Origin of the sequence: Prevotella melaninogenica (genome assembly GCF_018128065.1) — a bacterium.
Taxonomy (GTDB): Bacteria; Bacteroidota; Bacteroidia; order Bacteroidales; family Bacteroidaceae; genus Prevotella.
Window position 1 is genome coordinate 479,627 of record NZ_CP072359.1, and the last position, 13,236, is coordinate 492,862.

At 37.3% G+C, this 13,236-nt stretch carries 11 protein-coding genes and 4 pseudogenes; 5 read left to right on the forward strand and 10 right to left on the reverse strand.

Translation table 11 applies throughout. The annotated features are described in order from the left end of the window. Window positions 1-265: 265 nt before the first annotated feature. Window positions 266-697 carry a hypothetical protein gene (locus tag J5A56_RS02080; RefSeq protein ID WP_021670861.1) on the reverse strand — a complete coding sequence of 144 codons (432 nt, stop codon included), beginning with the start codon at window positions 695-697 and terminating at the stop codon, window positions 266-268. A 420-nt stretch (window positions 698-1,117) separates the two neighbouring features. Between J5A56_RS02080 and J5A56_RS02085 the strand changes: the two genes are divergently transcribed. Continuing rightward, a complete protein-coding gene (locus J5A56_RS02085; protein ID WP_081691254.1) occupies window positions 1,118-2,023 on the forward strand; it encodes an IS982 family transposase in 906 nt (301 codons plus the stop codon). 283 nt (window positions 2,024-2,306) lie between these two features. Here the strand turns inward: J5A56_RS02085 and J5A56_RS02090 are convergent, their stop codons facing one another. Both J5A56_RS02090 and J5A56_RS02095 read right to left on the reverse strand, forming a co-directional pair. Further along, entirely contained in the window at window positions 2,307-4,346 is a 2,040-nt protein-coding gene (locus J5A56_RS02090) for a hypothetical protein (RefSeq protein ID WP_021670859.1), read from the reverse strand. Window positions 4,347-4,655: 309 nt separating this feature from the next. Further along, window positions 4,656-5,960 (reverse strand): radical SAM/SPASM domain-containing protein, encoded by a 1,305-nt coding sequence (locus tag J5A56_RS02095; protein ID WP_021670857.1) that lies wholly within the window; start codon window positions 5,958-5,960, stop codon window positions 4,656-4,658. A gap of 174 nt (window positions 5,961-6,134) precedes the next feature. Between J5A56_RS02095 and J5A56_RS02100 the strand changes: the two are divergent. From J5A56_RS02100 to J5A56_RS02110, 3 pseudogenes are all read left to right on the forward strand, one after another. Continuing rightward, window positions 6,135-6,647: pseudogene (locus J5A56_RS02100) on the forward strand (aminotransferase class I/II-fold pyridoxal phosphate-dependent enzyme); the annotation flags it as partial. Between the two features lie 111 nt (window positions 6,648-6,758). After that, window positions 6,759-7,589: pseudogene (locus J5A56_RS02105) on the forward strand (hypothetical protein). A gap of 96 nt (window positions 7,590-7,685) precedes the next feature. Further along, a pseudogene (locus tag J5A56_RS02110) lies at window positions 7,686-8,294 on the forward strand (conjugal transfer protein TraG); the annotation flags it as partial. A 75-nt stretch (window positions 8,295-8,369) separates the two neighbouring features. Here J5A56_RS02110 and tnpC read toward each other — a convergent pair. The 3 genes from tnpC to tnpB all read right to left on the reverse strand — a co-directional run bounded on the left by tnpC (window position 8,370) and on the right by tnpB (window position 10,414). Then, window positions 8,370-9,272 (reverse strand): IS66 family transposase, encoded by a 903-nt coding sequence (tnpC, locus tag J5A56_RS13360; RefSeq protein WP_249112049.1) that lies wholly within the window; start codon window positions 9,270-9,272, stop codon window positions 8,370-8,372. Continuing rightward, complete coding sequence (locus J5A56_RS13365; RefSeq protein WP_249112037.1) at window positions 9,233-10,006, reverse strand: hypothetical protein; 774 nt, start codon at window positions 10,004-10,006, stop codon at window positions 9,233-9,235. The genes tnpC and J5A56_RS13365 overlap by 40 nt, the downstream gene beginning before the upstream one ends. A 63-nt stretch (window positions 10,007-10,069) precedes the next feature. Then, window positions 10,070-10,414 (reverse strand): IS66 family insertion sequence element accessory protein TnpB, encoded by a 345-nt coding sequence (gene tnpB / locus J5A56_RS02120; protein ID WP_211807225.1) that lies wholly within the window; start codon window positions 10,412-10,414, stop codon window positions 10,070-10,072. A gap of 64 nt (window positions 10,415-10,478) precedes the next feature. Here tnpB and J5A56_RS02125 point away from each other — a divergent pair. Next, window positions 10,479-11,096 (forward strand): annotated as a pseudogene (locus tag J5A56_RS02125) (TraM recognition domain-containing protein); the annotation flags it as partial. Between the two features lie 24 nt (window positions 11,097-11,120). On the opposite strand, the gene J5A56_RS02130 reads toward J5A56_RS02125, so the two are convergent. Genes J5A56_RS02130 through J5A56_RS02145 form a run of 4 tightly spaced genes read right to left on the reverse strand, consistent with a single transcriptional unit; the run spans window position 11,121 to window position 13,234 of the window. Then, window positions 11,121-11,453, reverse strand: a complete 333-nt coding sequence (locus J5A56_RS02130) for a hypothetical protein (RefSeq protein WP_021670462.1) — start codon at window positions 11,451-11,453, stop codon at window positions 11,121-11,123. Continuing rightward, window positions 11,453-12,232, reverse strand: coding sequence for a hypothetical protein (locus tag J5A56_RS02135; protein WP_021670463.1), 780 nt, complete (start codon window positions 12,230-12,232; stop codon window positions 11,453-11,455). Before J5A56_RS02135 ends, J5A56_RS02130 begins: the two co-directional genes overlap by 1 nt. Window positions 12,233-12,254: 22 nt before the next feature. Beyond that, on the reverse strand, window positions 12,255-12,581 hold the full coding sequence (locus J5A56_RS02140; protein ID WP_021670464.1) for a hypothetical protein: 327 nt from the start codon (window positions 12,579-12,581) through the stop codon (window positions 12,255-12,257). Between the two features lie 17 nt (window positions 12,582-12,598). Next, on the reverse strand, window positions 12,599-13,234 hold the full coding sequence (locus tag J5A56_RS02145; protein WP_081691245.1) for a hypothetical protein: 636 nt from the start codon (window positions 13,232-13,234) through the stop codon (window positions 12,599-12,601). Between the last annotated feature and the right edge of the window lie 2 nt (window positions 13,235-13,236).

Below are 13,236 nucleotides of genomic sequence, written 5' to 3' on the forward strand. Positions count from 1 at the left end.
AAACTTTTCTATCCTCAACGACTTCATAACTCTTGTACGTTGTCAAACAAAAGTGCACAACTGCAAATGTAGTTATTTACTCTGATATTTCATTGTTTTATTATCAAAAATTCTTTTTTGTTGTCATAGTGCAAATATACTTTTTTATTAATAATTTTATAACTAAAACCCCAAACTTAATTGGAGGTCAAGTTGTGCACTTTTGTTTGACAACGTACAATTTTTGTTTAGGACTACCCGTTTTGCAATCATGTATTGCTATCCATTACTTACAAGTTTTATCTCCTAAACTAAAAATGATGTTATTAATTGACCCCGCCTTACTATACCATACATCTATCCATTCCTCATTCATATAAGAAACTATGTCTTTATAATCTGAATCACTTGGCAAAACAAAACGCATTTCTTGTCTGATCTTTTCATCTCCATTAATGGATTGATATATATATAGTATATTACCGTTTGAGAATACAACAAAATAAGCAGTTAACTCATCTTCATAAATACCGTCTATTCGCAATTTGTTGCCCCAATGTAGACTATGTTTCCACCTGTTGTCCATCAGGTTGATTTCTTCAACAAAAGAGAAACCAATAGAATCAAACAGCAAAAATTTATTGTCATCCAGTTTAAAGATGATATTAAGTCCATAATCAATATCCTTGTTTCTATATAAAATGTCTTTTACAATCATATACTTCTTTTTACAAGGTGTCCCTTTCGAAATAACAAAAGAGACACCTTAATTTTAATTATCTGTGCCGCAAAGGAATTCCTTTTTGGGTAATTCTATCATACACCGTTTCTGAAACGGATTTTCCTGTGAAGTATCCGGCAACACCTCCAATAATTCCTCCAAGAGGTGCACCAACAAATTCTCCGACACCACCGACCCAAACTCCTATACCAGTTCCTGCGGCTGCACCAACTTTAGCTCCAGCCCAAGCACCTACCCATCCACCAACAACGGAAGAAATAACTCGTGGACTATAATGAGAAGAATATATATTAACGTGAGTTCGATGAATTATAAGTGTCTATAAATTTGGTGATTAGCAAAATTTGTTGTAATTTTAAGGTGTTGATTTACAAACAATTACAAACAAAAATCGCTATGATCACCGAGGACAAAGTTACTGAAATATTTTGTATGGCAGATGATTTCTGCAATTTTTTTGATGCAATGGTGGCAAAATATACGCTAAAGCCTACTGGAAAAAGAAAGTATCATCGAGATTCCACGATGTCAAAGGCAGAAGTCATGCTAATAATGATTCTTTTTCACGACTCTGGTTATCGCCGCTTTAAACATTTCTATCTTGAAAAAGTATGTAAGCGTCTGCGTCATTTGTTTCCTAAAATTGTCTCATACAACCGTATAGTAGAATTGGAAAGGAAGGTTGTCATTCCACTCGCTTTATTTATCAAGAAAGTATTGTTGGGCAAATGCACGGGCATAAGTTTTGTTGACAGCACACCACTGCGTGTCTGCAAGAACCAAAGAATACATATTCACAAGGTTTTCAAAGGTATAGCCCAAAGAGGAAAATGCTCTATGGGTTGGTTCTTCGGTTTCAAATTGAATTTGATTTGCAATGAGAAAGGAGAGCTTCTCAATTTTATGATAACACCGGGAGATGTTGATGACCGTAAGCCTTTGGAATACAAAGATTTTGTAGATTTCATATATGGCAAGCTGGTCGGCGACAAGGGGTACATCAGCAAAAATCTCTTCCAAAGGTTGTGTGTGGATGGAATACAACTTATTACCAAGCTGAAAAGCAACATGAAAGGAGCTTTGATGAGTGTTTCTGACAGACTCTTACTCAGAAAAAGAGCCATTATAGAAACCGTGAATGATGAGCTTAAGAATATTGCGCAGGTGGAGCACTCCAGACATAGATGCTTTGACAATTTCATTGTCAATTTATTGGGTGCTATTGCTGCCTATTGTCTGTTCCCAAAGAAGCCGTGTATCAATGTACAAAGGACTATTGACACACAGCTTGCTCTGTTCTAAATTCGTCGAACTCACGTTATATTTAGTGAATTCTCTTTTTAATCATGACTATTAATGCAATCACCTATATTTATCACTAAGAACGTGTCAGCCAGAATATTCTATAAGACAACTTTCAAATGCCTGAAAATATTACTGATTCCGCTCTTCATTTAGTTAATAAGCCAGAAACATTATCTGAATTTAATTCAGCTGCAATGACGTCTTAATGCACCACACAGAAATTTTTAATACTATATTATAATTACTTTCTTTCATACTTTTTACTTCTTTTACACTATACCTATCGTAAAATAGTACTCTCTGAATCTTTTATATTATACTTTGGAGAACGGCGTGTTGCCTTTCCATACTCTAGTGTATAAAGAACTTTAATAGAAGCGTAAGCATTATTAATATCTCGCCTAATAGCCTGAGAGGCATCATAACTGTCAGAAAAGAGTGCTTGGGTTATTCTGTTCTTCTGCAAAAAAAGATTATTTGTCGTTAGGACTACGGAAAGATTATTATGACTCCATTCTGTAGTCAACCCATACTGCCACGGAGTCTTAACATGCCTTTGGTAATTTTCAAGAGATTTGGTCGGTGATTGACAGAATGCCGAAAATAAAAAATCACCTAAATAATAATTAGCTTGCATACCTACCTGCCAACCAGCTTGTCGTTCATGGATTTCCCGGTTAACAGCATAATAAGAATAAGCCCCGTCTAATTTTACATTAAAGCTACTGCTAGGTTTCCATGTAAGAGAAAGTGAGGTAGAACTCTGGTGGCTACGTGCGTTACTGCTAAATGAATTTACAATATGTTGCCCCTCTACACTATAAGTATTTACAATAGCATTACTCATATACATATAGTAAGTAGAAAAGAGTGCAGACCATTGATTGTAATTTACAGAATAGGTGAGCCCTGGTCCTAATAGTGTTGAATTATCCATATCTGGATTTCCACGACGAATCATAATAGGGTCTATCTGCTGTTCAGCCCGATTTGTTGAGCTTAAAGACGGAAAAGTATTACCAAGCGAGAAGAATACTTTAAGACGTTGTATCCTATCTGGCATCCATGATGCCGATATTTGCAATCGAGGTGCAAGTTGTTTAGTCGCACTGTTACCATGTAACTTATACATAAGATAAGAAACTCCAGGATTAACATCTATCATTGCCTTCTTCCAACGCTTGTTATAGTCTGCAAAGAATATTGTTTCAGACGAACGTAGATGTTGAAACAAAGGTGAAGAACCGGCATAGTTATCTTGAGAGCTACGTAAATATTCATGAAAGCTAAATGTCAGACTGCTGGTCTTTGGTAATAAGAAATTATAATTAACATTCAGCTTTGAATAGAAATAATCCTCGGTAACATCATTCCTAAGTATACTTTGCTCAGATAATGTTCGATTATAATTATTACGGGCATAATAACCATCTACAACTGCATCAATACTCTGATTCTTGCTAATAGAACGATTATAATATATATAAACGGTTGGTTTCAACGATTTTTCGTGACTAAATAGCGAACTGTTAATCATATTGACACCACTAGCCGACCCATATTGAACACTACCTACATGCGCATTATCCCTATCATCTTTTGCTTCTATACCCACACGTATCATCCAGGTTTGCTTATTTGTCATCCGACTTAAACTAGCAATAAAATACTTCACTGTCTGCTTTTCATCTTGATGGGGATAAGTAGTTTGTTTTGTAATTTCATCAGATAAACGATAGTGCTCTAAAGAATAAAAATCTGATTTAGGATTTTCTATCTTATAACCTGCCCAGATATTGGCATTATAATTATTGAAACTATATTTCGAGATTATATTATAATCCCCTCGTAAGAATCCTACAGTCTGCAGAGCTTCTAACTGTGTATAGCCTCCAGCTGTGTAATTCTTTACCACATAGTTTAAAACGGCTCTATCCTTAGCATACTTTCCAGTAGGAATATCATAATATTCCACTCGTATAACATCCTTTGGACGCAGACCTTGAACCTCTCTGAATGAAGCTTCCCTTCCATTGATATATAACGTTGCAGGACCTGCCGGAGTCAGGATCTTACCATCTTCGATGTTTACATCTACACCTGTAATCATCATATTTCTTACTAATTCAAGTCCTGTATGCGAATGTCTGCGTTGCTTATTTGTAGGGATACAGTTATAATGATCAGTTTCCTGCTGAATCAATTTCCCAATTACCATCACTTCCTTCAAAGACTTTGAAGAATAGATAGTATCATTCTGTGCTATCGCAGATGTTGGGAATAAAATGTTTCCCAATATTATGGCGGTATATAATTTCATTTATTCCTTTTATTTCAATATTTCGAGTCACATCATAAGCCGAACCTATAATGTGACCCTTTTTAGCTCATGCTATGCCAAATTTTTGTAACAATGACACACTCCCATTTCTGATGGGTAACAAACAGCATTACAAATAGGCATTTGTGACATATCTTCATTACTAATGTTATTAACTCCACCTAGGATCTTTGACTGCAATTCTACTGTCAGATCTCGAGCGATTGCAAACTTGGCATCGTTTTCCATAGGACGTATTGCCTTTAACTCTGAGAAAAATAATTTAACCATACTATAAAAATTAAATAATTAGAAAATTTGCTGCTTTAATTTGAAATAAGTTTCTACAAATTCCTCTATATGACCTTTTGCAAAATGGCAGCAATTATTATTTGTTCCATAAAATTTATTCATAACCCTCGAATGAGGGCATCCACCTCCACAAAAAGGCAACAAGATGCATTTTTGGCACTCTACGTCACAAAATGGATCTGCACCTACCATGTACTCTGCCAGTAGATCTAATGAAATCTGATCTATTTTTTTGATATTTCCCAGACGCATTTTTTCATTACCTAAATCCGTCCAACACTTATACAACCAACCATCTGGCCCAATCAAAAGTCCATTCTTTTGCCTGGCTATACATTCAAAATTATATCTTAAAGGTAATAAAGACTCTGTAGGTAATCCTAGCTTTTGATATGCACTAATTATATAAGATGCCTGCTCCTCGCTAGAGTAACATCCAGTACAACTTTTTCCACACCCATATGAATCTTTTATAAAACCTATATAAGTGTTAAAGTTGAGATTCCTATACCTTTGGCGAATCATTTCATACACTTTGTTGAATTGCTCTGGGTTGTTTTTGTCAACATTGACTCTAATTGTCTTTGAAATATCATCATAATGCGACAAAACGTCTAGCCCATTTAGAATTTTACTAAAAGTATCCTCTCCTCTGCCTCCTTTTCGTCTTATGTTATGAGCCTCTCCTAATCCATCAATAGTCACATGAACTGTTTTTATCTTTAAGGACTCTAAGGCTTTAGCCTTCTCTTCGTCCATATTAACTCCATTTGTGATAATTTCGGCCTCATATCGTTTTACATTTGATAAAGCAAGCATCTTCCTTGTCAAGCTAATTATCCTAGGGAAAGCTAATAAAGGTTCCCCTCCAAACCAAGAAACATGAAGATGTTCTATTATTTTATGTCCTTTAATGAATGCTATTATTGCATCCTCTACACTATCATCCATATATATTTTGGGATGACTGTTTTCGAAACAATATGTACAATGTAAATTACATGCCATTGTTGGAGCAATTGTTAGTGACATCGAATTACTATCCATTCGATTATATTGCTTCAACAATCTGAATTTAGCAAGTTCAATGTCATCATCTTCAACTAAAATTCCTTTTTGAACTAATTCTTCGTAAGATACAGGGTCGAGTTCTGAATCTTTCAAATCCCCTGCTTTGATATCCATTAGAGTCTTGGCATTGTCACTATCAAGTTTCAAAACAGAATTAGACATCGTATTAAACAAAAGATAGTTATCTTCTGTCTGCACTTTAAATAGAATATTATATTTACTCCACTTCATAGTATATTTTTACAAGCTAATAATTTTATATTTAGTTGATAGTTATATCAACTGCAAATATACAAACATTATTGTTTAATACAAAATTTTTATGCTTTTTTCTTTTCAAAATTTCTGTTTTGTTAGTACTTTCAGTATATTTGCAGTGAAATTAACTATATATACATTGTTTATATGAATAAAACTATTATTACTTTAAAAGACTTTGAACTATCTCCTAAAGAGAATATCATTGAAAGAAGCCAAAATTTCCAAGCGTATATTGACCAGATGAAGACCTTCGGCTGTAAGGGATATTGGGTTATGTCAAAAACGGGTGTCGGAGCTAAGATGGAGATTGAAGGTTATGACAGTGTCGTTTCTGCATATATCTCTAATGATTATCTTGGAATGTCACAAAGGGAGGAAACTAAAAAGGCCGGTATTGAAGCAGTCTTAAAGTATGGCACTGGTGCAAGTGCTGCTCAAGCGATAGGTGGATATCTTGATATTCATAAAAAGTTAGAAGAAGAAATAGCAACTTTTGTTGGGCAGGAAGACGCAATTCTCTTTTCGTCAGGATTCGGAGCGAATGCAGGGCTTCTACGTGCAATTTTAGGTAGAAATGATATAGCCTATATAGATTCATATATCCATACCAGTGCTACGAGTGGGTTGATAGGAACACATACAAAGCATATAGGTCACTAAAGTTTCCCACCCCAAAAAATAGATAGTAAAATAACAGTTTGTCGAATTTTCTTTGTAAATTAGTAATTGCTAAAGAACTGATTTTAAAGACAAAACAACAAAACTGTTATGGAAGCAAAAATAGAGAAAATAAGCGAGTTATCCAAACTTTTGAGTGTTAAAACTCGTATGAGTGATGATTTTTTCCATCTTTTTGGCAAGTTTGGCATCGGTCATCTATTATCTCGCCTGTCATTGGAGAAACAGGACGGAGTTTCTGCTTCGGAGTTGATCCTTTCTCTTTGCCTCTTCCGCATTGTCGGTGAGAGCATCCCAGTAGATGCAAACATAAGATATATGAGCTTTCAAATCATGGTAAGAACTGTTTCTATCGCATGATGATTCGCCCGCAGATGGATTGGAGACGATTGATGAACCACTTTGCCCTGCGTTATATGTGTACCTATTGCATAAGTATGGCGAAGTTCCTCTATCAGATACCACTACATGTTTCATTATAGATGACACAGTGCTTGAGAAGAGTGGCGTGAGGATGGAAGGTATCAGTCGTGTTTTCGATCCTATGAAAGGCAGATGTGTATTGGGCTACAAGCTGCTACTTTGTGCATTCTTTGACGGCAAGACAAGAATGGTTAGATAGCCGACGCTACGCTGTGTTACCTTACATATACCGTCATGGCTTTGGAAAAGCGGTTCACAGAATATCAAACCATGGGCGAACTCTTTTCGGACATGGAGGGCAATCTCATGGCACTCACGTTATGGAGGCGAGTTCTTACCTGCATCGAACGAATTCTTCGCATTTTAGGAGAAACACTTGGGATGACGCCCCAACAGCTTATGGCTACAATCAGCGAAAACGACAAAGAGATGAGCAAAATCCTTGTAATGGCTGAAGCGTTAAAAAAGTGGGATGAAGTATATGGACAGACTACATAATTCCTGTTAGGCATGTGTTAAAAGTCAATAGATATGGGGGACGACAGGCAAAGATGAATGAGAAAAGCCTGTGTTTTAAGGGGTGGGAAACTTTAGTTTGTAATTAATTTCGACGACCCTCGCAAGTCGCATCATTGCAACCCCATCAATCCATCCTTTATGACGGACATTTCTGATGCCTATGAGAGTGCTTATACCATCATGCTGAATCTTAACCGTACATGGATACAGAAGCAGGGAGATTTCTTTGTTGAGTCGCCGATTATCTTGCTGGCTGCCATCATTTGGTTTCTGAAAATCTATGAGGACGGGAAGTATTGCACCTTTCCCCATGCCATCGAATTTCTGAATCGTCCCTACGCACAGATATTCCCGATACTCACTTCCTACGATGAACTTGCCAATTACCTTTCTCCTTTCATGGATGCTTGGGAGGGAGGCGCCCAAGACCAGTTGCAGGGACAGATAGCCAGTGCCAAAATACCACTGTCTCGTATGATAAGCCCTGCCCTTTATTGGGTGATGACGGGTGACGATTTCTCACTTGACATCAATAATCCGAATGAGCCGAAAGTCCTTGTTGTGGGTAACAACCCCGACCGCCAGAATATCTATTCGGCAGCACTCGGTTTGTATAACAGTCGTATTGTGAAGCTCATCAACAAGAAGAAGCAACTCAAATCCTCAGTGATTATCGATGAGTTGTAAGCATCCAAAATTCGCCGTCTTGTCACTTCACAAAAAAACCTTATATGACTGGCTTCATATAAGGGTTCTATGCTATTTATAGTTTATGGGTAGCAGTTTAATCAATTCCTCATCCTCCATGTCCAGCAAGGGTTTTGCTAATACCTGCCTTAACCACACATTAGGTTCTATCTTTGCTTCCCTACAACATGCCATGAACGTATAGAAGATGGCATTGTTTTCGGCTCCTTCGTTGTTGCCACAGAACAGATAGTTTTTCCTTCCCAATGTAATGGGTCTGATGGCTTGCTCCATAAGATTGTTGTCTATATTGAAACGCCCATCTTGTACGTATCGGCTGATGCGTATCCATACGGCGAAAGCATAACGCAGAGCTTTCTCCATAGCTTCGCCAGGGAGATACTCCTTGTGTACCTCCTTCATATATGCTTCAAGAGCCTTTAATATAGGATATGCTTTGGATTTTCTTTCAGCCTGAATCTCTTCGTAGCTGGCGTTACTGTGTTTTAAGTTTGCTTCTAACTCGTAGAGTACAGCGATCATCTTAACGATATGGGCGGCATTCTTATCATTTGTCGATAAATGCTCGAACTTTCGCCGGACATGTGCCATACATCCCAAGAGCTCTATGCCTTGAACGTTTTCAAATCTGCTGTAAGCTTCATACCCATCGGATTGTATAGCACCATGATAGCCTTTGAAGAGTTCGTCGGGTACGGCTCCCGATCGTGAACCTTCCTTCCAATGAAAGAAGACCCCTCGGCAGTGCAGCGCATCTCTTACTCCCCACAGATAACCCTTGCGAGTCTTACCCTTACGGTCGGCAACTTGTACGCTTGTCTCATCAACTTGCAAGTAGGGACTCTGTAAAATCAACTTCGCTTGGAGTTTATATAGAGGATATAAAGCATTAGCTGTGCTGTGAACCCAGCTGTTTATGGTAGAGGTTGGGATGTTGATGCCATGCTTTTCCATCTGGTGCTTTGTCTATACTCTGGCAAATGATAGACAAACTTTCCTGTGATAATCTCAGCCAGCAGAGAGGCATCGGCAAAACAATCCACAGCTTGCTTCTGTAAAGGAGCTTCCAGTATGTCAATCTTTGCATCCGTGGGTTTTGCATCTTTCAAACGGCAGACGATGCGGTCTTCAACCTTAACATAAAAGCTTGAGGGACGTAAGCACAAGTGTTCTGTCTTATCGTGACCGATGATAACCATACGGTTTTCATCATAACCGTCTGGATAAATCTCAGTAACCACACGCTCTATATCATTAGGAACATAAGAGGCATATGGCTTGCCTTTTCTCGTAGAAGGAGCGTTGCGGCTTGCTTCCCTGCGCTGCTTAGCTTGCTTCTCTACTTCCTTGATGATAGTTGGTATTTCCCCCGAAAGTTGTTTACCTTCTTTTGCCCAATCTGTATCAAAGAACGAACCTGCCCAGCCGTTGGGACTCTCAGGTAAACGCTTTTCGCTACGTCTACCGAATACCATACGCTCAAGTTCAAGAATACGTTGAGATTTTCTTGCTAACTCTGCATCCTTTTGCTTAAGCTCTTCGTCCTTTTGCTTAAGTTCTGCATCCTTTTGCTTAAGTTCTACATCCTTACTTTTAAGCTCCATGTCTTTCTGCTCAAGAAGATTTATAACATCTTCTCGAGTTAAAAAATGATAGTTAGACGCAGGCTTATTGTTGGATGTATTCATCAGAAAACCAGTTATTTATATGATACAAAGGTACGAAAAATATATGGATTTTGCAAGAAATTTCTAAGGTTTATTGTAACGTTTTCTTCGATAACAATGAGGATTTATACCTTCTATATAAAGGACCAATTCATCCCATCGAAGTTCATAAAATCCCTTGGTTTGCTGCATGATTTTACCACTTAAACAACCCTGTGCCATCTGCTTGTGGTATACGACAAAACCACATCGTTCCCAATGAAGCAGCTTGATACGATTGCGAGAACGATTATAGAACACATAAACACAACCATCAGATGGATTAAAATCGTTACCACGGACGAATTGACATAATCGAAGCATCCCCTGGCGCATATCCACAGGAGAACAACAAACCCGATAAACATTTGTTTCATTCAGTGCAAACATCTTTTTTGTGCAAAGGTAGCAACAATGCTGCATCCACAAAAGACGGCTAATTTTGGATGCTTACGATGAGTTGCCAACCATCTACTTTCGTGGGCTTGACAACCTCATAGCTACTGCACGAAGCAATAAAGTAGCAGTCTGCTTAGGCTTTCAGGACTTTTCACAGCTTACCCGTGATTATGGAGACAAAGAAAGTAAGGTGATTCAAAATACGGTGGGCAATGTTTTCTCTGGTCAAGTAGTAGGCGAAACTGCCAAGACATTGAGTGAGCGCTTTGGTAAGGTCTTGCAGCAACGACAGTCTATGACCATCAACCGCAACGACAAGTCTACGTCTATCTCCACACAGATGGACAGTCTCATTCCAGCATCCAAAATCAGTAACCTCACACAAGGAATGTTTGTGGGTGCAGTGTCCGACAACTTTGACGAGCGTATTGACCAGAAAATCTTCCACGCTGAGATTGTTGTGGATAGTACTAAGATCTCTGCCGAGATGAAAGTATACCAACCCATCCCCATAATCGCAGATTTCATAAACGAAGATGGCTCCGACAATCTCAAAGAGACTATCGAAGCCAACTATAAATGTGTCAAACAAGATGTTCTAACTCTTGTAGATACGGAGATTGAACGTATCAAGAATAATCCACAACTAAGTGTTTTATTAAAAGGAATATAGTTCTGTTGGTTACAGAATTATATATTACCAAGGATTTCTTTTTGGAGATCTACCTTCAGCAGAAGGTTCACCAAATAAGCCGCGTTGTTGGTTGAGTTGATGTTGTAATCTTAATCTTTCTTCGTCTGTTAATTTTCTGCCATTAATATAGACGATACTATCAAGTTCTGTATAGTTGTCTTTTCGAGCTATATATGGTAAGTAGTGCTGATTTAAAAAGTACTTATCTAAATCGGATAAGGTTAGATTCTTTAGAATTTCTCCTCCACTTATTAATTTAATAGTAGGATTACCATTCTTGCTATATGCCTTAGAAGATGCTATAGTAATAGAATTCTTATCGAAAGAGCCATTCATTATATAGTTTCTGCCACACTTCTCAAAATATGCTTGATAGCCATCTTTGATATTATCTCGGTAGATTTGACATACTTATCTCTATCAGGGCGTTGTTGTTCATTGAACATGCCTGCAGCATTACAGAAAGCATGTAACAAGAATGCGACTAATTGCTTATAGCCAGCCCCTAACTTATATTTGTCATCATTAAATGTCTGAGGAATACTAATAAACTGCTCCCCACCAACAAGACCAAAACTACCCGTTCCTTCATACTTACTGAGGTCGTATCCTATTGAAACATTAGGTAGTTTTATACCATATCTAGCAAGCACTTCTGTCTCGCCTTCCGAATTATAAAACCTTACATTTGTATTATGTTCCATTTCACTTACAGCTTCATTGATTGCTCTTCTTATGTGCGATGCCAAAACCTCACCTCCTACAACTTTTGCTTTTCTAAGTCTAATCATTGTCCAATATTGTGCAGGATATGACCCCCAAATGCCAACGGCTCGCGTTTCAGTTTGAGGAAAAGAATATATGCCATATCTCGTAGGTATATCTTTGGCTATTGTTGCATTAAAAGCATGTCTTTGCTGATTCTGCAAGAATGCTTCTCCTGTTTTCTGGATATTAATCTTTTGTTGTTCTGATAGTTTTGCAACAAACTCTGGAGACGATTGAGATATAGAAATATCTTCGACTGTACCTTCAACAGTCTCATCATTTGAACATGAATACGATGAGAAGATAGCAACAATTACTATCAACCCCAAAAATACTTTTCTTTTCATAATACAATAATTTGATTGGTTTTTATTTGTGTAATACTTTTATTTGATTGAGAGTTTTTACATAATTTTCTACAGAAAGATATTCGTTTAGCGTGAACCCCATCTTATATGCATCTTCTTTTGATAAGGCTAAGATGTATTTACTACTGCCTTTATCAAACCAAACAAGTCTTGTAAGCATAGCTATATGATCAGTTTGCTCCATATATATGTTTTCTTTATTGCTCCTTGGCTTATTCTCTTTCTGATATTCAGTCATATTATTGTCTATATCCTCTATAACGTTATCATTGCAAGAGGTTGCAAAAATGACATATATCATTATGAGTATTATATTTATTTTTTTCATTTAGGATAAATTTAAATTTATTTTTGTTCTATATCTTCAGGGCCTCCAGCATGTGCAGTAAAATCTCCTTCAAGATAATATCTTTCACCTGTAGGCCAAATGCCTGAGAGTTTTAGATATCCATGAGCAAACCCTTTTTTATCAAAATCATTGAGTACACAGGTACCTGAAAGAGAGGTGACTACCGCTGTTCTTATATATCCAGTTACTGTACTTAAAATGCAAACTCCTCCGCTACCAAATGTAGGGAGATGTCGCCTGTCCTCCCATATCTTTTTGTAAAAATCCAAAGGTTTATTCTTATAGAGTAAAGTGTCTGCAGTAGAAACTATAGTATAAGGCTCTTTTAACTTTAGTTTCTTCAACGGTGAATCAAAGATGATATCAAGAGAATATGCATGATTCGAACGATTGTCTGGCTGTTTTCGGAGATATAGGTCCAATTCTGTTAGTTGTTCCTCACATTCCAATCTTGATAAAAAGACAGGATTGTATGAGCTACGCAGCCAGTTCCAAGAATCATAATTCTTATATACTTCTCCATTCAGCGTTATCGTTGCAAAGGTATCATATCCTTCCACTTCTTTCATACAACTTGAAAGAAGGAAAATATTGCATAACAATATTAAAGAGACTTTTAAAAACTTTACCATAA

Bases quoted from the DNA above. Each gene is read 5' to 3' on its own strand.
- J5A56_RS02145 (WP_081691245.1), bottom strand. From the start codon at position 13,234: ATGGTAAAGTTTTTAAAAGTCTCTTTAATATTGTTATGCAATATTTTC.
- J5A56_RS02130 (WP_021670462.1), bottom strand. From the start codon at position 11,453: ATGAATGGCTCTTTCGATAAGAATTCTATTACTATAGCATCTTCTAAG.
- J5A56_RS02085 (WP_081691254.1), top strand. From the start codon at position 1,118: ATGATCACCGAGGACAAAGTTACTGAAATATTTTGTATGGCAGATGAT.
- J5A56_RS02080 (WP_021670861.1), bottom strand. From the start codon at position 697: ATGATTGTAAAAGACATTTTATATAGAAACAAGGATATTGATTATGGA.
- J5A56_RS02135 (WP_021670463.1), bottom strand. From the start codon at position 12,232: ATGAAAAGAAAAGTATTTTTGGGGTTGATAGTAATTGTTGCTATCTTC.
- J5A56_RS02140 (WP_021670464.1), bottom strand. From the start codon at position 12,581: ATGAAAAAAATAAATATAATACTCATAATGATATATGTCATTTTTGCA.
- tnpB (WP_211807225.1), bottom strand. From the start codon at position 10,414: ATGTTTGCACTGAATGAAACAAATGTTTATCGGGTTTGTTGTTCTCCT.
- J5A56_RS02090 (WP_021670859.1), bottom strand. From the start codon at position 4,346: ATGAAATTATATACCGCCATAATATTGGGAAACATTTTATTCCCAACA.
- J5A56_RS02095 (WP_021670857.1), bottom strand. From the start codon at position 5,960: ATGAAGTGGAGTAAATATAATATTCTATTTAAAGTGCAGACAGAAGAT.
- J5A56_RS13365 (WP_249112037.1), bottom strand. From the start codon at position 10,006: ATGAATACATCCAACAATAAGCCTGCGTCTAACTATCATTTTTTAACT.
- tnpC (WP_249112049.1), bottom strand. From the start codon at position 9,272: ATGGAAAAGCATGGCATCAACATCCCAACCTCTACCATAAACAGCTGG.